This window comes from Flavobacterium sp. TS_SC_5, from assembly GCF_056156265.1.
The window spans coordinates 3,217,967-3,243,402 of sequence record NZ_CM149588.1 but is presented as its reverse complement, the minus strand read 5'-3'; the positions used below and the strand labels follow the sequence as shown (position 1 = coordinate 3,243,402).

The following is a 25,436-nucleotide window of genomic DNA, read 5'->3' as shown; positions in this document are numbered from 1 at the left end:
ATTATTTGTTCTTTTGATCTATTGTTAGCAGTAACTCAACTATTTTTTCTAATGATAAAACATAATCCGGGATAATGGCTGCAATTGCTGACTTTGGCATATATTCAGATTCAGCTGTTGTTGGATCTTGAATAATAGCTAAACCACCGCATTCCTTTATTCGAATAATTCCATTTGTTCCATCAGTGTTAGATCCTGTAAGTACTATTCCGATTAATTTATTTTTAAAGACCTCGGCGGCTGATTCAAATAAGACATCGATGGATGGTCTGGCAAAATTTACACGCTCGTCAATTGTAAGTGAAAAAGTTTTATCCTTTTCAATCATCAAATGATAGTTTGGAGGAGCAATGTATATGTAGCCTTTTGTGATTTTTTCTTTTTCATCAGCTTCTTTTACATTCAGATTACTTTTGTCATTTAAAAGCTGAATCCATTGACTATCAGATTGTGCGCTTAGGTGCTGCACAATGATAATTGGAATACTAAAATGTTTCGGTAAGGATGATGATAAAAATTTTAAAGCTTTCATTCCTCCCGAAGAAACGCCTATTACAATTGCCTCATAATACATTCTTAATATTTCTTTTTGAATATTCGTTGTTTTGTGTCTAGCTCGATATAATGGGCGTACAAATCAGAAAATCGTAAACTTTCTTTCGAGCCTAAACATAGTACGCCACCATTTATAAGGCTATTGTAAAAAAGATTTTGGACTTTATTTTGTAAATTTTTATCAAAATAAATCAGCACATTCCGACACAATATTAAGTTTACTTCTGCAAAAACACTATCGGTAACCAAATTATGATTGGCCCAAACAATATTTTTTTTAAGAGATTGATTCATAATAACGTGATCATAATTGGAAGTATAATAATTAGAAAATGATTCCTTTCCTCCAGCCAATTGATAATTAGAAGTATACTCTTTTATCATTTTATTCGAAAAAATCCCATCCTTTGCACGGTTCAGAGCCATCTGGTTAAAATCAGTTGCGTATATGGTTGTGCGGTCATACAAACCTTCTTCTTGCAATAATATAGCCATGGAATAGGCTTCTTCTCCAGTAGAACAGCCAGCATGCCATATTTTTATAAAGGGATAAGTTTTCAAAATAGGAATAACATTTTCTCGTAATGATCTGTAAAATAAAGGATCACGAAACATTTCTGTTACCGTAATGGATAAATCTTGTAACAGTTCTGAAGTAAATGTCGCGTCATTTAAAACCTTTGATTGGATTTCAGCAACATCTTCAAATTGCGACACCGCCATTCTATTCATAATCCTGCGCTTGATATGGGCTTGGGAATATTCTCTGAAATCATAACCATGTTTCTGATAAATTGCTTCCAATAACAATGAAATTTCCAAGTCTGATGTCTCTTTATTTCGCATCTTTTTTTAACAATTTTGGTTTTTAATTTGGAACAAATTAAAAAAACTAGTTTTAATCTTTACCTTAAATTCGAACAAAATCAGCATACATTACATACGATCCATGTACCAATTTAATTCTTTTTCCATTTTTTGGTATTTAAAAATAGCAGTAATTATTTTTTGCAACCGTACAAAAGCAGTCTCACTTTTCACGACGTAATCAAATGCTTTATGATGCATACAATTTACAGCTACTTCAATTTTATCTTGAGAGGATAACATTATAACCGGAATATCAGGATTGAAAGCCTTTACTTGGTCCAAAGTCTCGAGACCATTCATAGCGTTTTCTACAATACCATCAAGTTGATAATCTAATATTACTACATCAGGATTATTAGACAAATTTGCTATGCAGAGTTCTCCGGTTGGATAGGTTTCGACTATGAAATCAGCATTTTCTAAAAAATCGATTTCGAGGGATTTCAAAAACAATGCATCATCGTCTACAAGAAATATTTTTACTTTATTGTTGGTGTTCATTTATATGGCATTTTTAATTATGTTTAATTCTTCCTGAAGTTCCTCGCATGCTAGTAAAAATTTTTTTTCAATTCCAAAACTAGATCTATTACTCTTTTAGTTTTGTCTTCTGTAAAATTAATGCACTTATCTTAGTTCTTTGGTTTAAATTGACTAGGTCAATATGTTGTATTTTTTGGATACAGTTTCTTCTTTATTTTTAACTTTCCTACTAATTTGCAAATGTTGGATTTATTAAAAAGGTGTAATTTTATTATGAAATATTGTTAGTTTCCCATTTTTGTGATGAAGTGTAAGAGGAGCATTCGTGACGCATCCATTTACAACAGCGTATTGATATACTGCTTTTACTTTTTGAGGGTTGATTAAATTATTAAAGTAATCACAACCAATTAAACTGTTACGATTAATTCCCGTAATGTTTATTGTTTCATTAACGTCCGAATTTTTACTGCAGGATTTAATGAGATTGTAGGGTCTAGAATGACTTCAATCAAGTTTCTGGCATATTTTGATACGTAACTATATATGATTTCTATTTTTATTAAATTTTTTATCAAAAATTGATTTAACTATTTTCCCTACTTACCAATTTCTTCAATTGGGTTGCGTCTTTTGTCTTTTAGTTGTTTAAAATGAGAAGGGGATAGGCCTGTAACTTTTTTAAATTGGCTGGATAAATGAGCCACACTACTATAATTCATTTTCCATGCAATTTCCGTAATATTCAATTCGCCATAAATTATCAACTCCTTGATGCGCTCCGTTTTATGGGAAATTATAAATTGTTCAATTGTGGTGCCTTGTACTTCTGAAAATAAGTTAGACAAATAGGTGTAATCATGATTCAATTGTTGGCTCAAATAATCAGAGAAATTAATTTTAATGGGTTCAACCGTATGATGCACCATTTGTATAATTACATTTTTAATTTTCTCGATTAACATAGATTTTTTATCATCCATTAATTCAAGTCCTGAATCTAAAAGAGCCGCTTTTAAAAGTTGTCTTTGATCCATAGAAATATTTTCCATTATTTCTACCTCACCTAACTCAACAACCATAAAGTGAAGTTTTAGCTTTTTCAATTCCTCTTTCACTGCCATTTTGCAGCGATTACTTACCATGTATTTTATGTACAGTTTCAAATATTTTTATTTTACAGTTTGCACAAATTTACTTTTTCAATTTAAAGATACATCACAAAATTATAGTTTTAAATTATTAAATAATCTGTTGTTAAGTCTATTTTGCTTTTTTAGACTGATGCTTCAAATTAAATTATATTTAAAACACGACTATTTGTCTGATTTTATTAATTTTACGTTGTGTTTCTTTACGTAAAAATAATCCTTTAGAAAAAAATTACTTTGTTTTTATATGTTTTTTTCTATTAAATTTTTCTAATTCTTTTCTCGTAGTTTCATTTAACAAAGAAACCAATATCATTTTTAATTATAAAGTGTATTTTAATTCTCGTATCCGTTTTTTATCGTTGTTGAAATCATTTTGAACTGCACATTCGCATTAAAAGAATGGGTGCAATGTGCCGGTATAATTATTCCATCTCCCAATTTGAGATTGTGTTTTATTTCATCAATAAATACTTCAGCTGTGCCGTCTATTATCTGAACATAGGAATCAAAAGGGGAAGTACGTTCTGCTAATTCTTCGCCAGCATCAAATGAAGAAGCAGTTATGTTACCAGTTGTTTTTTTTATAATAGTTCTACTTAAAACGGCATTGGGAACATATTGAATGATTTCTACTATAATGTGGGATTCCGATTTTTTTAACTCGCTATTGTCGACTGAATTGATCTTTAAGGACATATTTTTTTTATTTCTTTAGGTAGATATTATATGAGGGTTTAAAGGTAATTTCAGGGAATTAAAAATTTGTTACATAATTATTTCTAAAGCTTGTTTAATTATCACTATTGTTTTACTGCTAATTGGCAGTGTTTTTTTGATAAATAACTTTTTATTAAAAAGGCCAACATAATTAAAATCAGTTGTTTAATTCTTATTTTTCAATTAGATCACTAATTGATAGCCAGCGGATTTTATAAAAAAAATTTAATTGGTATTTAATCCAGCGGAAAAGAATTAATCCAATCTAATGATTTTATGGAAGCTACTTTATTTTCTGCGTTCATCGTAACTCGAAGTTCTTTATTGGCTACTTTTTTAGAATACAAAGCTTTATAGCGAAAAACGATTGTGTTTTCGAAGTTATTTCTATAAGCTTCCACTAATTGAAGATCAATAAAAGTTCCATAATATTGACGAAATCTATTACATGTTTTTGATAACCGCTCAACAGTCGTGTTTTTAATTACTGATGGCGTTGCCTCACTTGAAGTAAAAGGTTTGAATTTAGAGGTGTTACAAGTCATCAAAACTCTTTTTCCTAATTCATACGCTTTACTCTTTTGGTTTTCACTAATTTCAGCTAATCCAATTTTTTCGATTTTAGCTACTTCGGGTTCAGTGACCACTTTTTTTGATTTACATCCAATGAGCAAAAAAATACTCAAAACAATAATTAATTTTTTCATAATCTATTTTATTTTTAATAATATATTAGGGTCTGGACAGTTTTCTAAATAATGATTCAAATCACTTGCACTGCAGACACCGGGATAATCGCCAAAGGAATTTATAATTTTTTTTATAATTTGAAAATGTAAATGCGGGGCATAATCCCCATTTACGGTAGCATCACCCAAAGTGGCTATTTGCTGTCCTTTTTCATAAAGATCTCCAATTTTGATGTGACTTATACTTTCTAAGGATAAGTGTCCATATAATGTATAAAAAGTGTGCTCTTCAATTTTATGTTCTAAAATTATAGTTGGACCATAATCTCCCACGCCTGTATTGTAATTAAAACTATGAATAAATCCGTTAACTGCAGCTAAAACGGGTGTCCCTGCTTTAATCCATAAATCTAAACCAATGTGAATGTTGCGTTCCTCCGTTTTTGAATCGTTGAAGATTTCACTTCTTTTATATAAATTTCTAATTTCGTTATAGCCTCCGTAGGCTACTTTGGCATTGTTTTCCATCAAATAGCTTTCGATATATTTTTCGAAATCTACTGCATTATCAATATTACGTTCTCTAAGAGTTTCATTTTTATTGGATAAATCCAAAGGAATATATTGATTATAATCAATTTTTGCGTCTATCACTTTAACATTTTCAATGTCATGTAAGAACGTTTCTAATGCTATCATTTATAGTAATTTTTTTAAAACACTAAAATTAAATAAAAAATGCCAACATAAAAATTTTACGTTGGCATTATAACCTATAATTTTGAATTAAAGCATTCAATTTTTTTAGAAAACTAATTTAAGAATAGCATTGAGTTTTTTAATCTTGTAAACAAAGCTTTCCCTTTTGTGAAATCTATTCTATTGCTATTTTTTTATCTCCACTTTAGCTTCTCCTCCAGAAACATTCACGCTAGTTTTAGTTTTTCCATCTTTGGTAGTTACGTTTACTCCATCAGTACTTATTTTTATGGCAGTACTGTCTTTCGCTTTCAGTAGAAACTGTGGTAGTTTTTTGGTCAGAAGTTTCATTTGAAGTTTCTGTTTGCGTTTCAGGTGCAGGTACAACGGCATCTTCTTTTTCTTTGCAGGAAACAATAGTAATCATTGCCATCATTCCTAAAATCAAGCTTATTTTTCTCATTTTGTTTATATTAAAATTCACTAGTGTCCACTTAAAATAAGTTGAAAACCAGCTGGTTAGAATCAAGTTCATTGACATTATTGTAATCTGATTTCATAAGTAATTCATTTACAGGTGTTTTATCAAGTAATGATGCTGATAAAATTTGTAGAATTTCGTAGATGGAACGATTGATTTTTAAATCTTTTGCAATTATTGACACCAAGCAATAAGTTATTATTGCGATGTTGATTTGTATGCGAACAGCATTTTCTGTTGTACCCCAAAAGGTCTTAACTTTCAGATGTTGTTTAATCCATTTGAAGAATAATTCAATCTGCCAACGCTGTTTGTAAAGCAAAGCAATTTGCTCGGCTGACAAGTCAAAATTATTAGTCAAAAAGATTATGGTTTTATTATTTTCAGCATCAAAGAACTTCACTTTTCTAATCTTTTCGGGATAATCTTTTGAAGTATAAAAGCCGTCTATTTTCCCTGTTTGGTCATAAATAACCCCAGTAGATTTATCCGTTTTTTTAGAATACATTCTTTTGAATTTTAAATTTGATTTTGCCCTGACTACAAAATAAGCAGTTGATTTTGTGATTTGATAAAGCCTTAAATAATCAACATAAGCACGGTCAAAAATATAGTAAGCAAAAGGTTCGTAATTGATGATGTCCATAGCATTAACATCGTGCACATTTGCCTCTGTGATGTGAATAAATACTGGGATTTGTGTGTTAATATCAAAAAGTGTGTGGAGTTTTATTCCTGCTTTGGTTTTTCGAAAATGAGCCCACCAAAACACACTCAAACACAAGTCAATAGTTGAAGAATCAAAAGCATAAATATTACCTTTTATTTCAAAACTATCGTTGCAGTTTTTTTCTTGGGCAATCAATATTAAATGGTTGGCAAAGTCTTCAAATATTTTATAATTACGATTTTCATTTGCCTTGGATAAGTTGCTTCGAGTTACATTTTTTCCAAATCCTAAATGATACGATTTTGATTGATGTGCTTCGATAACAGTTATCAAATCTCGCAAGCTTTCACGAGAGGATAATTGACCAAAAAGCATACATAAAAGTTGATTCCAACAAGTAAAATGTTTAACACTTTTATTACCATTATATTTTGTTACAAGTCTATCAAAAACACGTTGTGGTAGAAATTCAACCAATTGAGAAAAGACATATTTGCCGTGATTCATTTTCGTAAAGTTAATTTACGAACATAAGAATTCAATTCAAATCGTCACGCTCTAAAATGAGACTTAAAATACAGATTTACAATAATTTCAAAGAACTTTTTTTAATCTATAGTGGACACTAGTGATTAAAATTATTAAATTAGAGAACAAGGTAATATTTTATTTGTTTATCTGAATTCGAATTTAAAATATAAAAAATCCTAACCATTGCTGATTAGGATTTATATCTTAAAATAAATTGATTTTAGTAAAGACTAGGATATTTTGAAGGGTTTACTTCATTCATCATTTCATAGACTTTCTCAAAAATATCTTCTGCAGAAGGTTTAGAGAAATAATCTCCATCCGTTCCATAAGCCGGTCTGTGGGCTTTTGCAGTTAAGGTTTGTGGTTTGCTGTCTAAATAATTATAGGCATCTTGTTGCTCAATTATTTGTTGTAAAATATAAGCTGAAGCGCCACCAGGAACATCTTCATCAATTACTAAAAGACGATTTGTTTTAGCAATACTGTTTGCCACATCTTGATCGATATCAAATGGAAGCAAAGACTGTAGGTCGATTATTTCGCAATCAATTCCAACTTCAAGTAATTCTTTGGCAGCTTGCTGAACCAATCTCAGAGTTGAACCATACGAAACTAGTGTAATATCAGTTCCCTGTTTCAAGGTCTCGACAACTCCGATTGGAGTTTTGAATTCGCCATAATTCAACGGCATTTTTTCCTTTAATCGATAGCCATTCAAACATTCGATAACTAAAGCAGGTTCATCACATTCTAACAAAGTGTTATAAAAACCAGCTGCTTGCGTCATATTTCTTGGAACTAAAACGTGAATTCCTCGTATGGCATTTATAATCATTCCCATAGGAGAACCAGAATGCCAAATGCCTTCTAAACGGTGTCCACGCGTACGTATGATTAATGGTGCTTTTTGTTTTCCAACAGTTCTGTATCTTAAAGTAGCCAAATCGTCACTCATGATTTGGATAGCATATAATAAATAATCTAAATATTGAATTTCGGCAATTGGGCGTAAGCCTCTCATAGCCATTCCAATTCCTTGACCTAGAATAGTTGCTTCGCGAATTCCAACATCGGCAACGCGTAACTCTCCGTATTTTTCCTGCATTCCTTCTAAACCTTGATTGACATCACCAATGGCTCCGGCATCTTCACCAAAAATTAATGTTTCAGGATATTTAGTAAAAATGGCATCAAAATTATCACGCAGAATCATTCGGCCATCCGTGTCTTCTTTAGCATCTTCAGGATATACCGGTAAAACTTTTTCAACAGAAAACACATTTAATTCAGTTTCTGAAAATAAATTACTGCTAAAATTCTTTTGGGTTTTAATTGTATAATCTGTAATCCATTGCGATAATTCTTGCTTTCCATTTTCATTAAGGATTAAACGCAATACTTTTCGCGCTGTCACCAAAATTTCCTTTTTTAACGGAGATTTGATTCCACTTAAATCAGCACTGAATTTTAATATTGTTTCCTTATTATTACTGGATTCCGCTATTTTTTGCAATAATGCAACTAATTCTTTTTGCTCTTCAACGATAGGTTCTATAAAAGCATTCCAAGCGGCTTTTTTAGCTTCTAAAACGTCTTTTTTAGCTTGAACATCAATTGCTTCGATTTCTTCAGGCGATGCAATATTAATAGCAATCATCCATAATTTCATTTGACGAATACAATCAAAATCTCTTTCCCAAGCTAAACGGTCTGCGTTTTTGTATCTTTCGTGAGAACCTGAACTAGAGTGTCCTTGTGGTTGTGTCAGTTCATTTACGTGAATCAAAACAGGAATATGATTTTCTCTGGCAATGGTAGCGGCTTTTTCATAAGTGGCAATTAAGTCCGCATAATCCCAACCTTTTACTCTTAAAATTTCAAAACCATTAGTATCGTGTTCTCTTTGATATCCTTTTAATATTTCAGATATGTTTTCTTTTGTAGTTTGGTGTCTGGCGTGAACAGAAATTCCGTATTCATCATCCCAAACGCTCATTACCATTGGTACTTGTAGAACTCCAGCGGCATTTATTGTTTCAAAAAATAATCCTTCGGATGTACTTGCATTTCCAATGGTTCCCCATGCAATTTCATTTCCTTCCACAGAAAAATTAGAAGCATTTGGTATTCCTGAAACTTGTCTGTATATTTTTGATGCTTGGGCAAGACCTAATAATCTTGGCATTTGTCCTGCTGTAGGAGAAATATCAGCACTCGAATTTTTTTGTTTTGTTAAGTCTTTCCATGAACCATCTTCATTTAAACTATGCGTTGCAAAGTGACCGCCCATTTGTCTTCCGGCTGACATCGGATCTTGTTCAATATCAGTGTGCCCGTATAATCCGGCAAAGAATTGTTGAATAGTAAGTTCACCGATGGCCATCATAAAAGTTTGATCGCGATAATATCCAGAACGGAAATCGCCATTTTTGAAAGCTTTTGCCATAGCAAGTTGCGGTACTTCTTTTCCATCACCAAAAATACCAAACTTGGCTTTTCCAGTCAATACTTCCTTGCGTCCTAAAAGGCTGCACTCTCGGCTTATTATGGCTGTTGTATAGTCCTTTAAAACTTCGATTTTGAAATCTTCAAACGTCAATGTAGTATTGGTTTTTTCTTTTATCATAATTGAAAAGTATAACTTTATGAGGCAAATTTACTTAAAAACAACCTATTTTCATAATACATTGAAAAAAATAGAATTTAATTTTTGCAATTTATTCTACTAAAAAGAACTTTATTTTTTCACTATATATAATTTTATAGATTAATATCTAAGAATAGTTTAATAAATATTGAAAATACTATTGGATTAGAACCATTTTCGATTAAAAAGATTGATTAATGTTTTAGGCGAAAAAGTTACAATAAAACGTATTTTTTCGTTGTAATTATCTTGGGCAATTTCCCATCCATTGTTAGAATAGACTGGAAAATACAATTCAAAATAGTCTGTAACTAAATTCAGCCGAATTCCACTGTCATAAACAAATCGTTGTTTCACTCCTTTATTTTTAATAAACCCAACATCACCATACGCTTCAATCCAGTTCCAAATACTATAACTAGCATTAAAGCTTGTAATCCATTGATTGGCAAAAGGTGTTGCAATTTTTGATTTAAAACCACCTTCCGCTATTACGTATTGTTGACTAAAAAGTCCCGTGCTTTCTGATCTTCCAAAATAATTGTAGTCAAATAGGTAGTCCGTGGGTCTATCCAATGCGAAACTGAAAAAATCCGATTGCGTCTTATTGTACAAAAAACTTCCCGCGTAGAAGCGTAAATTAATTTGGCGATTGTCTTCAAAGAGTTTTCGGTATTCAATTTCACCAGTGATTTTTCCGAATTTTCCAGAAATTTGTAAATCCGTAGTAAAATTAAAATGATTCGTAACCTCAGTTTTTGTGTTAATGTATCTTGCATCAAAAACCGAATAATTTTCAGGTGAGTTATCAAGAACCAAAGCACTTTTCTCCTTATTAACAATCACTTGTCGAAATAAGAAAAGTTGTTTCCTGTTGTCTCTAAAATTTGGCTCTCTGATTCGCAATTGTATGGCCGGATTTAACCTAAAATATGAGGCATCTTCAGCATAATGAAAATAGGAGCCGCTAATAGAAAATCGGGCATTATAAAGGTTACTTTTTCTAAAATTTTGGTTGACTACAAATAAAGCAGAACCGGATAAATTATTAGATTTTGTAGAGTAGGAGGGATTGACATCAAAAATAAATGGTTTTTCCAGAATGGTTTTATTGTGTAGTCGCAGTCCCGGGGCTACACCATCGTACAAATTGTAATATATTGACGGAACATACAATACTTGATTGTAATACGGGTCCTCCAAATCTTTCATAAATACAAATTTAACTGGCCGATTATTAGGAAAAAAACCTTCTAATTTCTTCCAGTTGTTTCTTAAGTTGTATTCTGGCACTTCGTTTTTCAGATTTAAGACAATCTTATCAATACTATTTCTCGGAATCGTAAATGTGCTGTCGCATTCTTCTATATCCAGCCATTGCTTAAAAACAATTTCTCCTTTTTTGGTACCGTAAATTGGAATCGGAATCGGAGCTCCTGTGCGGTTTCTGACAGAAAAAGTGATGCTGTCTTTTGTTTTTATTACGCTTGAAAATTTATAATCAATGATGTCTCTAGAATCAATAATAGTTTTAAAAAACCAACTGATATCTTTATTGCTGTTTGATTTTATGATTGTTTCAAAATCAGATCTGGAAACCTGCGTAATTCGATTTTTTTTGTAAAATTGTTTAATACTGTTCGGCACAACATTGCTTTGTAAATAGTCATCAAGAAACCGAATGCTTAGTCCCGCTCGATATTTACTTGCTATTTGTTCGTTGAATTTCACTAAAGTGTTTTTTGGATCTCCCAACGGCTGATCGAGATTTTTTCGAGCCATCAACATATAAAAATAGCTGTATTGACCATTAAAATCAATATTTGTTAGATTGAAACTTTTAAGCAATCGGATGTTGGAGGCACTTCCCATCATTTTTGTTTTGGGATGATTTTCGTCCATATATTTCATCATTGCATAAACCTGAATTCCATCATAAATCCAATTATCTTTTCTAGGATCCAGATGCAAACTTGTCTTTAAATATTCATTTAAATAGGTTTTCAAAAACTTAATTTCAAAAATAAATTCATCCGGAAACGGACTTAAAAATGATGGAAGTTGATTCAATCCATAAAAAGGATTTTTTTCATAATCCGTCTGCGAAACTACAATTTTTTCATACGGATATTTACCAATTAAATTACTGGCAAAATTTACAATTCGATCAATTACAATCGCTTTTTGAATATTGTCTAATTTGTTGTTTTTTAAATCAGTCAGCACTTCAACGGAGCTATTTTTGTAACTCTCAAAACTGGATTTAGGTTCAATAATCAAATTGAAATCAGTTCGGTTATTTCCTGATAATCGGTAATATAAAAAGTCATCATTTCCAGTTGTTTTCTCGCTATTTAAGTCGGAAGTGGCGTCTAAAGTTTTAGAAATTTTAAGGTCAATTTCGTAATCTGAAACAGCATTGGCAATATCTTCCAGATTGTTATTACTGTTTTTTATAAAAGTATGATTTTCATATCTGGCAGGAGTCAGGTACCAGTTCTTAAGGTTAAAGCTACCATTGTTAGTATAGCCATATTTGGTAAACTTTTCGTTGGGAATTTTAGTAATATAGGAAAGATGTAAAGCTACTTTTTGATTTGGAAGTAACGAATTTTTAAGTTCAACAACAATATAATCGGGGTTTTTCTCTGTTCTTTCCCAAGATAAAAACTGTTGAGTGGCATCATTAATAATCAAATTTATTGTACTTCCGCGTTCCTCTTCTTTGGCTAAATGAAAACCCCTATAAAATTCATCTGAAAACCGCTTGGCAAGAGGTGTGTTTTTATTGGAAAAAGCATGATTCCAGTCATTCAAAACAATCGATGTCAAAGTGTCCTCCGACTGATTTACAAAAATAATTTCCTGCTTAATAGCCAGTGTTTTATTAGCAGCATTAAGCTCAACTTTCATCTTAGATTGATGCTGGGCATATTGATTAAATGAAGCTAATAAAATAAGGAATTGGAATATTATTTTAAGATATGCTTTCAAATTTTGGTATTATTTATTAAAAAAATAAATATACTTATAATTCGATATAATTATTCAGATGTTTACTAAAATTAAGCAAAAAAAAGAAGCTGTTTTTGAAGCAGCTTCCTATTTTTAAAAGTTTGGTGATAAATCGTATTTCTTATAAAAGGCATTTAGCACATCAACCACTTCATCTTCAGTGTCTACAATTTTAAATAAATTCAAATCTTCCGCATGAACTGTGCCCTCTCTTTCTACTAATACTGTTTTTATCCAGTCAATTAATCCAGTCCAGAAACTGCTCCCAACCAATATGATTGGGAATTTGGCTATTTTTTTAGTTTGAATCAAAGTCATCGCTTCAAACATTTCGTCCAAAGTACCAAAACCTCCTGGCATCACTACAAAACCTTGTGAATACTTGACAAACATTACTTTTCGAACAAAGAAATAATCAAAATTCAGATTTTTATCACTGTCAATATATGGATTATAATGTTGCTCAAAGGGTAATACAATGTTTAGTCCCACTGAGGTTCCACCGCCTAAATGGGCTCCTTTATTACCCGCTTCCATAATTCCTGGTCCGCCGCCAGTAATCACTCCATAACCAGCTTTACTGATTTTATAAGCAATTTTTTCGGCAAGCAAATAATATTCATGCTCTGGTTTTGTTCTAGCAGAGCCAAAAATAGTTACGCAAGGACCTATGCGACCCATGCTCTCGTAACCGTTCACAAATTCGGCCATTATTTTAAAAATCGCCCAACTATCATTGGTTCTAATCTCATTCCACGTCTTTCTTTTTAATCGGTCTTGGATAACTTTATCCTCATCATTGTCAAAATCTTCTAATCTCATACTCTATATTTTATAATCTTATTTTTTTGGAGCTACTTCCAGCTATTCGTTTCAATCTTAATCGCCGAACCCCGGCTCATAAGGATTTTCACTGCTATCTGGGCTAGGGCTTCTAAATACTAAAACAATTCTTTTTTCAAAAACTGCGCTGTATAACTCTTCTTAATTTTTTATAATTTTTACAAGAAGTTATTTTTACATCGAGTTGTTATTGTATTTTTCCCCTCATTTGGAGGGGTGCCCGTTAGGGCGGGGTGGTTTTATTGTCTAAATTTCAACTAATAGCCTCTTTATTTCCAAATTCTAAAACAATATAGCTTTCCAGTTCCAACATTACATTATTCAAATCATGTTTTACCCTTAAATCAGATATTCTGTAAACCTTTAATCCTAAAGAAACGAGATAATCTTCTCTTGTTTGGTCGTAATCTTCTTTATTATTATGGCTTGAACCGTCAATTTCAATTACTAAACCTAAGGTTTTTACATAGAAATCTACAATATAATTACCAATGATTCTTTGTCTGTCAAAATCTATTTTCCAAAACATTCCTTTGTGCACTTGCAACCAAAAGATAACTTCTGACAACACACCTGCTTTGCGCAATGCTCGGGATCTAGCTTTTAATTTTATGTTGCAGGGTAAGTTTTCGATGAAATTTCTATAAATAGGCTGTATGTTTATATAAGCCGTTATCTCGCTATTGTTTTCCATAATCGTTGTTTCTATTCCCTTTTTTTAGAACGAACCTTAGGAATAAATTTACAAAAAAAACACTAATAGTAACGAAAACCACCCCGCCTTTCAGGCACCCCTCCAAATGAGGGGAATTTAAGCCAGTTCTTTTTTCAAAAACTGCGCCGTGTAACTCTTCTTAATTTTTATAATTTCTTCAGGAGTTCCTTTGGCAATAAGCTGTCCGCCACCTTTTCCGCCTTCTGGACCAATGTCAATTATATAATCGGCCAGTTTAATAACATCCATATTATGTTCAATAATCAAAATCGTATTTCCTTTATCAACCAGCTTATTGATTACTTCCATTAATACTCTGATATCTTCAAAATGTAGTCCTGTTGTGGGTTCGTCCAGAATATAAAACGTATTTCCAGTGTCTTTTTTAGATAATTCTCCCGCCAATTTGATTCGTTGAGCCTCGCCACCGGAAAGCGTTGTACTTTGTTGGCCAAGCGTAATATAACCCAAACCAACATCCTGAATGGTTTTTACCTTTCTGTAAATCTTCGGAATCATTTCAAAAAATGGAACTGCTTCATCCACGGTCATATTCAAAACATCCGAAATTGATTTCCCTTTATATCGAATTTCTAATGTTTCTCTATTAAAACGTTTTCCTTGACAGGTTTCACATTCTACATAAACGTCTGGCAGAAAGTTCATTTCAATTGTTCGTACACCGGAACCTTCGCAGGTTTCACAGCGTCCTCCTTTGACATTGAAACTAAATCGGCCCGCTTTGTATCCCCGAATCATACTTTCAGAAGTCATCGTAAACAGATTTCTTATTTCGGTAAAAACCTCAGTATATGTGGCCGGATTACTTCGTGGCGTTCTTCCAATCGGGCTTTGGTCAATATCAATCACTTTATCGATATGTTCCAATCCTTCAATTTTTTTATAGGGCTGCGGTTTTTTGACACCGTTAAAATAATAAGCGTTCAAAATAGGGTAGAGCGTCTCATTAATCAAAGTAGATTTACCACTTCCCGAAACTCCAGTCACGCAAATCATTTTACCCAAAGGCAATTCTATTGAAACATTTTTTAAGTTATTTCCTGTTGCTCCCGTCAGTTTTAGGAATTTTCCATTTCCTTCTCTACGTTTTTTTGGAACTTCAATTTTCATCTCGCCATTCATGTACATCGCCGTAATAGTATGATGTTTCAGGATTTCAGCAGGCGTTCCTTTACTGATGATTTCTCCTCCATATTTTCCTGCTTTTGGTCCAATATCAATTACATAATCGGCACGCTCAATCATGTCTTTATCGTGTTCCACTACAATTACAGAGTTTCCAATATCTCGTAATTGTTCCAGCGAATGAATTAGTTTTTCGTTGTCTCTTTGGTGTAAACCAATACTTGGTTCATCCAAAATATACAAAACACCAACCAACTGTGAACCAATTTGAGTTGCCAAACGAATACGTTGTGCCTCACCACCCGAAAGTGATTTTGAACTTCGGCTTAAAGCCAAATAATCCAAACCTACATTCATCAAGAAGTTTAATCTATCCTTAATCTCTTTGATTACTTCAGTAGCGATACGCTTTTGTTTATCAGATAAATGGCTGTCTAAATCATTAAACCAAACCGTCAAATCCGAAATGTCCATATCGCACAATTCGGTAATATTTTTTCCATTAATTTTAAAAAACTGTGCCTCTTTTTTCAAGCGAGAACCTTCACAAACCGGACATTTTATTTCGTCCATGAATTCTTTTGCCCAACGTTTTATGCTTGTTGAACCACTTTCATCATGTTGATTTTTGATGAAATGCGAAATCCCTTCAAAATCAATTTTGTATTCTCTGGCAACACCTAAATCTTTAGAGTTGATCGTAAATTTTTCTTTTCCGCCATTCAAAATCATTTCCATCGCCTCAGCAGGAATGGTGTTAACTGCATCTGTTAATTTGAAGCCATATTTTTCACCAATAATTTCCAATTGCTTGAAAATCCAGGATGATTTATATTCTCCTAATGGAGCAAAGCCTCCCGCTTTTATTGATAATTTTGGATTTGGAATAATCTTCTTTGGATTAATTTCATTTACCGTTCCTAATCCGTTGCAGTGGTCACAAGCACCTTTTGGCGAATTGAAAGAGAATAAATTCGGTTCTGGATTCTGGTAGGAGATACCGGTGGTTGGACACATCAAATTTCTGCTAAAAAAACGTACTTCATTTGAATCTTGGTCTAAAACCATCAATACATTTTCCCCGTGATGCATGGCTGTATTGATACTTTCTGTCAAACGTTTTTCATTATCAGCAGTATCTTCAATAACCATTCGATCCACAACAATTTCGATGTCATGGGTTTTATAACGGTCTAATTTCATTCCCAAAGTAATATCCAGAACATCGCCATTTACGCGAACTTTAAGGAAACCTTGCTTGGCAATTTGTTGAAAAAGTTCTGCATAATGACCTTTTCTAGCACGAATAACAGGCGCCAGAATATTGATGCGTTTGCCAGTAAAATCCTGAATTATCAAATCTTTGATTTGCTCATCAGAATAAGAAACCATTTTTTCTCCAGTATTGTAACTGTAGGCATCGGCACCACGAGCGTACAATAAACGCAGGAAATCATAAATTTCAGTGATAGTTCCCACAGTGGAACGCGGACTTTTACTGGTAGTTTTTTGTTCGATCGCAATTACAGGAGAAAGTCCGTCTATTTTATCTACATCTGGACGTTCTAAGCCTCCCAAAAATTGACGCGCGTAAGCAGAAAAAGTCTCTACATAACGGCGTTGCCCTTCGGCATATATGGTATCAAAAGCTAAGGAGGATTTTCCGGAACCCGAAAGACCAGTTATTACAACTAGTTTTTCGCGTGGAATGGAAACATCTATATTTTTTAAGTTATGAACGCGTGCGCCTTGAACTTCAATGGTATTGTCTTTGTCTAACATAATTTTTGCAAAAAAGCAAAGTTACCATTTTGATTTATTCTTTTGATACAACAGTTTAGAAGATTGTGTTAAATTAGGGCATAAAAAAACGCTAATTGGGGTTAGCGTTTTTTGTTCTTTAGATAAAAGTTGTATTTAAATTAACAACCACCTTCTCCATAAATTTTCTTAATAATTTCTTGACCTGTAGCTAAATTTTTAATTGATAATTCTGCGGATTCAATTATTAATATGATGTCATCTTCTAATATTGTTTTTCTTTTTCTAATTTTAATAAAATACGCGTCATTTTTAAACTGATAATCATCCGTATCATCATCTGAATCTATTCTTTTTAGTACATTTTTTGTGTCATTTATGTATAGATTAAGAGAATTATCATCTTCAAATTCTCCCCAAAAACAGATGTACTTTTTTGCTTTATACAATTCTTTGGTTTCAGAATATACCATTGAGCAATTCTTAGGTAGTGCTTTTAATGTAAATGAAGAAATAACAAATGGAGTTTTCATTTTTAACTCTAGTATCGAATCTTTCAAAACAGCCACCGTTTTGGTCAATATTTTAGAATTGTCTTCACTTTGTTTTTTTAGTAATAGTAACGAACCAATTTTTACTTTTTGAGCTTCTATAGAATCTTTAGAAGCAATGAAGTTTTGGTTTAGTAAATCTAGTTCTTTCTCTTTATTGCTGCTAATTGATACCAAAGAATCTTTACTCGCATTACTATTTTTCAAAGCTATTCTCAATTCTTTTTTATCCATTTTTTCGATGTCTTGGGAATAAGTTGTTAGGCTAAATCCAAAGATTAAAAGGAGTAATATTTTCTTCATAAATTTTTTTATCAAAAACTATTTGTTTTCCAAAATCCCACAGGCTTTTACTGCTGCAATTCTATTCTGTTTTACTACATTATTTATATCTTCTCCCATCCCACAATTTCCCCCAGTAAAGTCAGATATTATTTTTTTCTTATTTTCATTATCTAATTCAGGGAAATAGGTATAATCATCACTACACCATGCTCCTAGGTCATGACGGTCACTTCTTTTGGAATTAATTAAATAGCCCTCATATTGGATTACATCTTTTAATTCTCCATTTGACAATAGTCTAAAATCATATACTGTCTTGTATGAACATACAACAATAAATGCTCCCTTATCGAAATATATTTTTTCAGATTCATACATTTTTTTTCTGCTCACTTCATTCTTTTCAACTTTTAGTTCGTAAGCAATACCATTTGTATCAGTAACTTCTTTGTAATTGTTGTCTAAATAATATTTTGTGCTTTCGATTTGAGAATCTCGACCTTCATTATTTTTTGATACTACACCTGATGTATTTTCATCTTTATCTTGTAAAAACTCAGTTATTAAATTTATACTTATAAATATTAAAAGCCCAATGAAAGAAACAATCCATTTTGTTTTAGATGTAAGTTTTAAATTTGCTTTTTCTTCTATTAAAAATTCGTATGATAATGGAATTATAAATAAACTAAGTGGGATTAAGATTAGGGCCATATAATCTCCTCGAGTTGTTGAAATTAACGCTACTAATAAAAGGATTATTCCTATTATCCATTTTAAAATTATTTTTATTGTCATTTTTTTGTTTAAACAAATTATTTATAATAAATATTACTTAACAATTTTCTTAGTCTTTCTTTTCGCTAAATAATATAAGAAGTTTGCAATGCCAAATGACCACCAACCAAAAAAGATAAAAATTAAAATATGTACTGTTGTGGAACCTTCATTCCTTTTTAGTAAAAAATATTCAGGTGTTTCTTCTTTCAATTGCCAGTCATTTGCTAGATACATTTTCATATCTCTTTTAGCTTCTTCTCGTGCTAGTCTTGTTTCTTGTGCGCTTTGGTTTTCTTCTAAAATCATTTGTTATTATTATAGGTTGAAATCCAAAACTATAAATATAAAAAACAATAAAAAACCCCGAAAATGTAATTCGGGGTTTCTATGCTATAAAACATTTATCCTGTGCTATAATTAATTTTTGGGATTAAATAATTAATTGGATTTTTACAGTAGTTCCGTTTTCTGAAAAATCAATTTTTAGTGGGTCAATATTGGTGGGTTGCATAATCTGTAGGCGTTCTTTGGCTATCGTAATACCTTTGGAAATATGCGTTTTTGTAGTTTTTGTATTGCCTTTTCCATTATCGGAAATTAGGATTTGCAGTACGTTTTTGTCAAGTATGGTAAATTCAATTTTGAAGGTAGGATATTGTGATTCCTCATTAAAAGCGTGTTTAAAAATGTTTTCTACAAAAGGCTGTAGCAACATCGTTGGGATTTCAGTATATGCTTTATTGATGGCTTCATCAACTACTATTTCATATTGAATTCTATTTTCAAAATGTAGGTTTTCTAGTTTGATATAGGTTTCCAGATAAGCTATTTCATCCTCAATTGTGATGGTTTGTTTAGATGAATTGTCTAATGTTTGACGCATCAAACTAGCAACTTCGCTAATATAGATTGTTGAATTTAGAGAGTCATTATTAAAAACAAAACTTTGAATTGTATTCATAGCATTGAATGTAAAATGTGGATTCATCTGACTTAATAAGGCTTCCAGTTTTGCTTTTGCAATTCGATTTTCGGTTTCCGATTTTTGCCAGGCTCGCTTTTTTATATTGGAAATTATAAGAACAACTCCTAAAATTAAAAGAACTCCTAATAGTCCGTAAAACCATCCTGTTTTCCAGAATGGAGATTGGATAGTTATTTTTAAAATATTGAATCGCATTGTTTTTCCTGCATTCAAATCTAAAACTTCAATTTCTAAATGATAGATATCATTAGGTAAATAGGACAAATAAATAAAAGGCTTTTCAGAATACGGACTCCAACGATTCGTCTTTTTAAGGCGGTATCTAAATTTTAATTTGTTAGGGAAAGAATGGCCTTTTGGTACAAAATCTATAGCAATAGTATTGTGCTGATAATCGCAAACTAATTGATTGGAAATGTATGAAAACCAACGAAAATTCGATTGATTTATTGGAACCGAATTGATCGCAATATTCCTTATTTCTATACTGGAGACGGTGTTTTTGCTTGCTGTAAGTTTTTTTAAATCAATAGTGTAAAATCCTTTTTTGGTACCAAGAAATAATTGGTTATCAAAAATATGTGAACTGCTAATCCCAGCATCTTTTAGTCCTTGTTCTTTGTCAAACAATTGTATTATCCCGTTTCGGTAAATGTTGATTCCTTTTTCGGTGCCAATAAAAATGAAATCTTTGTAACTTTCAAGAAAGGTTACAGTATTGCCTATAATCTGATTTTTTGGGATGGTTTGAAGTATTCTAAATGATTTGGAGACATCGATTACGGTAACAGCACCAAATTCTGAAGCGATGATTAGGTTGCCTTTTTTGTTTTTGGTAATGAATTTTAGTTTGCTTTCTTTCCAAATATTTTCATTTAGCAGCGATTGGAATTTCTGGTTTTGATGAACAAACAATCCTTGAAACACCGAAATCAAATAGGTTTTGTCATCCGTATTTAAAATTCCAACAATATCAACTGGCGTATTTTTATCAAATTCCGAAAAGTGTTTGGCTTTCAAATGATACAAGTCATCATACACGCGAACGCCAGCATAAGGAATGGTTTCTATGAATTTATTATCATTGGTAAACCCAATTTTATAACTGTGAATGGGAATGTAATTTATGATTTTGCCTTCAAAATTCATTTCGAAAACTCCGATATTACTAATAATCCAAACCGATTTTTGATGTTTTAGAATTTCATAAAACTCGATTTCGGGTGCTGGGATGTTGTAATTTAGCTCATAAAATCCATCGGCGTGTGTAGGTAATTTTTGTTTTGAATTCTTTATATATTGAACTTGATATTTTTTAAAATCATACAAATCAATTGTTTCAGAAACGGAATTATTGGTATTCAAAAGGGATATTCCATCTTGATGAAGTATAATCTTCTGGTTTTCGAAAGTTTCAAAATCTACAATGGCTTTATTTTTAAATGGATTGTATTCGATGGCTTTATCTAACTGAATTTCGTAAATTCCTTTATCTTTTGAACCGACGTAAAGGATATCTTTTTTTGGACTGTAAACAACATTCAACAAATTTTTAGAATCGATTCCGAATTGTTCAGAAACGTTAGACATTTCATTATTAGCAATGGAATAAAGTCCGCCACTTAAATCAAACACACCCCACGCAGCCGCATATAAATTGTGTTCTTTGTCTTTTGCGAAATCCCAAGCGATAGTTTTTCCAAATGGTTTTGAACCTGTTTTTCCAGCAATTAGATTTTGAATTTTGAAACCAACAACAAACCCTTTGTTTCCACTATAAATAGTATCCTTAAAAAAACCTAAACTATATGCAAATTGATACTTAAATACACGCTCGATTACAGCAGTATTATTTTTATAAGCGATTTTAAAAAGCCCTTCATTTATGGTTGAAAAATAAACTTCATTATTATAAATAAAGAAGTCAGAAACCATGAAAACACCAAAATGAGGCAAAATTCCTCTTGGAACTGTTAGTTTATTGGTCTTGATATCGATTATGGCAATACCTAATTCTGTACCTGCAAAAATCTTTTCTTTGTAAGATAATAATTTGCGGGTTCTATCTGTTGGCAAGCCTTTTTTTTGATTGAAAACCATAAACTTTATGCCATCAAATTTGTAAATACCACCACCATAGCTGGCAAACCACATGTTTCCATTTTCATCTTGAGTAATATCCCAACAACTATTATTAATTATTGTTTTAGGTAAAATGAGGTTTGAAAAAGTACCATTTTCTAATTTTGTTATTCCATTTTCTGTACCAATCCATAAATTGGAATTTTTATCTAAATATAATGAGCGAACAGAATTGTTAGGTAGTCCATCAGCAGTTGTATAGTTTTCCGAAGGCTTATATTGAGCAGCCATAAGAAAACTGCTCAAAAAGAAAATGTAAAGTTGAATCTTATTAATTAAGTGCATCCATCAATGTAGATTTATTGAACTCTGTAACCGTAATTAAATAGCCATTTGAAAGTGTCAATTTTTTTTCTTTAGTATTAAATGACTTTATGAAGCTTTTATTTATAATGGCGCTACTACTTACTTTTAAAAATGAATTTTCAGGAAGTAATTGAGCTATTTCTTTTAATGATTTTGTAATTACAATAGTATCATTCATTGTTTCTATTTTGCATTTCCCATTACCATTTCCGGTTTCACAATAAATAATATCAGAAACAAGTACCACTTTAAAACCATCATTATTCGGAAAAACAATAGATTTATTATTTTTACTATTTAAATTGTCTTTTAAAACTTTAATCCGATTTACACCATTAGCTATTTGAATCTTATTTTCAAATCTATCTACAATCGATTTTATGTTAAGTGGATTTATGGGTTTCATCAAATAATTCAAAGCACTTACTTCAATGGCTTTAGTATACTGGTTTGCATGTCCAGTTACAAAAACAACTTCAAAAGGTAATAAATCAAAGTTGTTTATTAAATCGAAACCATTTTTATCTGGCATATCAATATCTAGAAAAACTAAATCAGGATTGTTTTTTTTAATAGAAATAATTGCAGTATCCACAGAATTACATAAATCTAAAATATGTATTTTATTATCGCTGTAGTCCTCACAAAAGGTATGGATTAATTCTCTTGATTTTCGATCATCATCAACAATAATAGCTTTTATTGGCATAAAAAATTCATATAATTATTGAACCGTAAAAAAAACATTAAATGTATCATTCTTTTTTCACTAAAAAGCAAAGTTACCATTTTGATTTATTCTTTCGATACAACAGTTTAGAAGATTGTGTTAAAAGAAGTATTAAAAATTTATTCAATTGTCATGGATTTTAATTTGGTTCTGTAAGCTTCAAGCGCAACAGATTTAGAAATAAAACCATAATATTTCCCTTCTTGAAGAACGGGCAAGAATGCTTTTTTAGATTTTTCAAATTTATTCATAACCATTTCCATGCTGTCATCCGGTGAAATTGTTTCAACGGGTTTTAGCATTATTTCCTTTACCAATGTGTATTTTACTCGATAATTATTGAATATTATTTCTCGGATATCATTAAAATGAACAATACCCAATAAGTTCTGTTCGGTATCAACTACTGCAAATATCACTTGGTTGGAATGAGAAATGAGATCAACGAGTCTTTCTAAATTTTCATTAGGAGTTACCGTAAGAAAATCTGTTTGAATAATAGTACTTGTCTCTAGTGTAGAAAGTACATTAGTGTCTTTATTACTGGTAAAGGCATGCCCTTTTTGCACGAGATTTTTCACATCCATCGAGTGTTTTTCAAAACGTTTTGAAATGGCAAAACTGATTGATGCTACAATCATAAGCGGAATCATCAAGTTATATCCTCCTGTAATTTCAGCAATTAAGAATATCGCAGTCAAGGGAGCATGAAATAAACCGCTCAAGATTCCTGCCATACCCACTAAAGTGAAATTACTTACGGGTAATTTAGTAAGTCCAGTCAGATTTAAAAATTTAGAGAAAAAGAAACCAACATAAGAACCCAAAAACAATGAGGGAGCAAAATTTCCACCATTACCACCACTGCCTAAAGTAATTCCTGTCGCAAAAACTTTTATCATCATCGTGCACCCTACAAAAAGTAAAAGTGCCCAACTGTTATCCCGAAAACTGCTGAATAAAGTGTTTTCTAATAATTTTCCGGGATCGTTCTCTGATAATGTTTTGATACTTTCATATCCTTCTCCAAAAAGTGTTGGAAAAATAAAAATAAGAATGGCTAAAATTGAAGAACCAAACAACGCTTTTTTATAGGGTGATAATTTAAGTCTTGCAAAAAAATGTTCTACTTTCTGAAAATTTCGGGAGTAATAAACGGAAATGAATCCGGTAAATAAACCTAAAAGAATATAAAAAGCAATATTATGATAATCAAAACTCTGTTGCTGTTTGAAAGATAGTAAAATTTCCTCGTTTAATGCAATTACAGAAACCAAAGCTCCTGTAGCCGCAGCTATCATGATGGGTGTAAAGGCTGCAATACTAACGTCTACCAACAGTACTTCGATAGCAAATAATACTCCGGCAATAGGTGCGTTGAAAGCTGCGGCGATTCCAGCTGCAACTCCACAACCAATTAGTAAAGTTCGGTCTTTATAACTTAATTTATATTTTTGAGCATAATTTGAACCAAAAGCAGCTCCTGTAATCACGATGGGACTTTCTAAACCTGCGGAACCTCCCAAACCAACTGTCAATGAGCTAGTTAAAATTTGAGCGTACATTTGTTTTTTTGGAATAATACTCGCTTTTTTGGCAACAGCATATAAAATCTGAGAAGTTCCTTTTTGGATTTTTCCTCCTAAAACTCTTTTGATGACAAAAACGGTGAGCACAATACCAATTATAGGTAGAATACTATTAATGAAACCCAATTTCAAAATTCCGCTGACATAAGTTGCAAAAGAAAATACCCAATGCGCAAAAGTTTTCAGAACTATTACGGCAAATGCAGAGGAGATTCCAACCAAAACGGCAGATAAGAATATAAACTGTTTTGGAGTCAATATAGACTGTGCTACGGCAATTATTACTTCTAGTTTGGCTATTACTTTTTTGAACATGATACTTTTTAAGAGGGCTACAAAACTACTATTATTTTAATCCTAACACATATTTTTTAACGCTTCTTTTTTGCTTAATGGCTTTAAAGTATTGGTTTTTACAAATTCTTGAACATCTTCAGGATTTGATTTTGCATATTCCCGTAACGCCCAACCGATTGCTTTTTGAATAAAAAATTCTTTAGAATGCGAATGCTTTAAACATTCGGAAAATAATAAATCAGCACTGGTTTTTTGTTTGTACCCCAATTGAAATAAAATTGCACTTCGGTTCAACCACATATTCTCAGACCTTGAAAATCGTTCTATTACATTTTTGGTTTCTAATGGAAATTCCAAAAGATACTCACCTAAAATATATTTTGCAATTGTATCCACGCTGTCCCACCAAGAGTTATTCAGTATCAGTTTTTCAATCAGTTGAATGTCATCTTTTTTGTAATTTCCTTTAAGTTCTTTTATCAAAATTTCAATGGCACAATACTGAAATTCCCGTTGTGGTTTTGAATATAATTCTAAAACAAATCTCCTTGCGTCTGCGGAAACTTCTTCTTTGTTTTCTTTCCAGATTTCCTTGAAAATGCATCTTCGTTCCTCCGTTTTTATTCCAAAAAACGGAAAGTTGTTCTTCATGTATTTTGCCATGGCAAAAGCATTTTCAGAATTTTGATTTGCTTCAAAAGCGTTTTCTAAGGCAAGTATAAAGTTCATAAATAGTAAATTTCAATTGCAAAATTCAATTTCAATTGCAAAATTCAATAACAATGGCAAAAT

General features: G+C 31.7%; 21 protein-coding genes. All 21 read right to left on the bottom strand.

The window, feature by feature from the left end; genetic code table 11:
* Nucleotide 1: 1 nt before the first annotated feature.
* Complete coding sequence (locus AC0J6S_RS13925; RefSeq protein ID WP_474954357.1) at nucleotides 2-574, bottom strand: chemotaxis protein CheB; 573 nt, start codon at nucleotides 572-574, stop codon at nucleotides 2-4.
* Nucleotides 575-576: 2 nt separating this feature from the next.
* Entirely contained in the window at nucleotides 577-1,401 is an 825-nt protein-coding gene (locus AC0J6S_RS13920; protein WP_474954356.1) for a CheR family methyltransferase, read from the bottom strand.
* Nucleotides 1,402-1,491: 90 nt separating this feature from the next.
* Complete coding sequence (locus tag AC0J6S_RS13915) at nucleotides 1,492-1,926, bottom strand: response regulator (RefSeq protein ID WP_474954355.1); 435 nt, start codon at nucleotides 1,924-1,926, stop codon at nucleotides 1,492-1,494.
* A 581-nt stretch (nucleotides 1,927-2,507) separates the two neighbouring features.
* Nucleotides 2,508-3,053 carry a helix-turn-helix domain-containing protein gene (locus AC0J6S_RS13910; protein ID WP_474956371.1) on the bottom strand — a complete coding sequence of 182 codons (546 nt, stop codon included), beginning with the start codon at nucleotides 3,051-3,053 and terminating at the stop codon, nucleotides 2,508-2,510.
* 342 nt (nucleotides 3,054-3,395) lie between these two features.
* Nucleotides 3,396-3,758 carry a cupin domain-containing protein gene (locus AC0J6S_RS13905; protein WP_474954354.1) on the bottom strand — a complete coding sequence of 121 codons (363 nt, stop codon included), beginning with the start codon at nucleotides 3,756-3,758 and terminating at the stop codon, nucleotides 3,396-3,398.
* A 257-nt stretch (nucleotides 3,759-4,015) separates the two neighbouring features.
* Nucleotides 4,016-4,486 carry a hypothetical protein gene (locus AC0J6S_RS13900; protein WP_474954353.1) on the bottom strand — a complete coding sequence of 157 codons (471 nt, stop codon included), beginning with the start codon at nucleotides 4,484-4,486 and terminating at the stop codon, nucleotides 4,016-4,018.
* 3 nt (nucleotides 4,487-4,489) lie between these two features.
* Entirely contained in the window at nucleotides 4,490-5,167 is a 678-nt protein-coding gene (locus tag AC0J6S_RS13895) for a peptidoglycan DD-metalloendopeptidase family protein (RefSeq protein ID WP_474954352.1), read from the bottom strand.
* 274 nt (nucleotides 5,168-5,441) lie between these two features.
* Entirely contained in the window at nucleotides 5,442-5,630 is a 189-nt protein-coding gene (locus tag AC0J6S_RS13890) for a hypothetical protein (RefSeq protein ID WP_474954351.1), read from the bottom strand.
* Nucleotides 5,631-5,661: 31 nt separating this feature from the next.
* On the bottom strand, nucleotides 5,662-6,825 hold the full coding sequence (locus tag AC0J6S_RS13885) for an IS4 family transposase (RefSeq protein ID WP_474953884.1): 1,164 nt from the start codon (nucleotides 6,823-6,825) through the stop codon (nucleotides 5,662-5,664).
* A gap of 244 nt (nucleotides 6,826-7,069) precedes the next feature.
* Complete coding sequence (locus AC0J6S_RS13880; RefSeq protein ID WP_474954350.1) at nucleotides 7,070-9,478, bottom strand: alpha-ketoacid dehydrogenase subunit alpha/beta; 2,409 nt, start codon at nucleotides 9,476-9,478, stop codon at nucleotides 7,070-7,072.
* A gap of 186 nt (nucleotides 9,479-9,664) precedes the next feature.
* The gene (locus AC0J6S_RS13875; RefSeq protein ID WP_474956370.1) at nucleotides 9,665-12,412 is read right to left on the bottom strand and encodes a gluzincin family metallopeptidase; all 2,748 of its coding nucleotides are present in this window, start codon (nucleotides 12,410-12,412) and stop codon (nucleotides 9,665-9,667) included.
* A gap of 195 nt (nucleotides 12,413-12,607) precedes the next feature.
* Complete coding sequence (locus AC0J6S_RS13870; RefSeq protein ID WP_113665887.1) at nucleotides 12,608-13,336, bottom strand: LOG family protein; 729 nt, start codon at nucleotides 13,334-13,336, stop codon at nucleotides 12,608-12,610.
* 274 nt (nucleotides 13,337-13,610) lie between these two features.
* Entirely contained in the window at nucleotides 13,611-14,051 is a 441-nt protein-coding gene (locus AC0J6S_RS13865) for an endonuclease domain-containing protein (RefSeq protein WP_474954349.1), read from the bottom strand.
* Nucleotides 14,052-14,168: 117 nt separating this feature from the next.
* Entirely contained in the window at nucleotides 14,169-17,000 is a 2,832-nt protein-coding gene (gene uvrA, locus AC0J6S_RS13860) for an excinuclease ABC subunit UvrA (RefSeq protein ID WP_474954348.1), read from the bottom strand.
* Nucleotides 17,001-17,140: 140 nt separating this feature from the next.
* Entirely contained in the window at nucleotides 17,141-17,833 is a 693-nt protein-coding gene (locus AC0J6S_RS13855) for a hypothetical protein (protein ID WP_474954347.1), read from the bottom strand.
* 18 nt (nucleotides 17,834-17,851) lie between these two features.
* Nucleotides 17,852-18,613 (bottom strand): hypothetical protein, encoded by a 762-nt coding sequence (locus AC0J6S_RS13850; protein WP_474954346.1) that lies wholly within the window; start codon nucleotides 18,611-18,613, stop codon nucleotides 17,852-17,854.
* Nucleotides 18,614-18,646: 33 nt separating this feature from the next.
* A complete protein-coding gene (locus tag AC0J6S_RS13845; RefSeq protein ID WP_474954345.1) occupies nucleotides 18,647-18,901 on the bottom strand; it encodes a DUF8108 domain-containing protein in 255 nt (84 codons plus the stop codon).
* A 124-nt stretch (nucleotides 18,902-19,025) separates the two neighbouring features.
* A complete protein-coding gene (locus tag AC0J6S_RS13840) occupies nucleotides 19,026-22,007 on the bottom strand; it encodes a sensor histidine kinase (RefSeq protein ID WP_474954344.1) in 2,982 nt (993 codons plus the stop codon).
* Nucleotides 21,994-22,737: a LytR/AlgR family response regulator transcription factor gene (locus AC0J6S_RS13835; protein ID WP_474954343.1), complete on the bottom strand. Its 744-nt coding sequence runs from the start codon at nucleotides 22,735-22,737 to the stop codon at nucleotides 21,994-21,996. Before AC0J6S_RS13835 ends, AC0J6S_RS13840 begins: the two co-directional genes overlap by 14 nt.
* Nucleotides 22,738-22,877: 140 nt before the next feature.
* On the bottom strand, nucleotides 22,878-24,662 hold the full coding sequence (locus AC0J6S_RS13830) for a chloride channel protein (protein WP_474954342.1): 1,785 nt from the start codon (nucleotides 24,660-24,662) through the stop codon (nucleotides 22,878-22,880).
* Nucleotides 24,663-24,704: 42 nt separating this feature from the next.
* On the bottom strand, nucleotides 24,705-25,373 hold the full coding sequence (locus AC0J6S_RS13825; RefSeq protein WP_474954341.1) for a DNA alkylation repair protein: 669 nt from the start codon (nucleotides 25,371-25,373) through the stop codon (nucleotides 24,705-24,707).
* Nucleotides 25,374-25,436 lie beyond the last annotated feature (63 nt).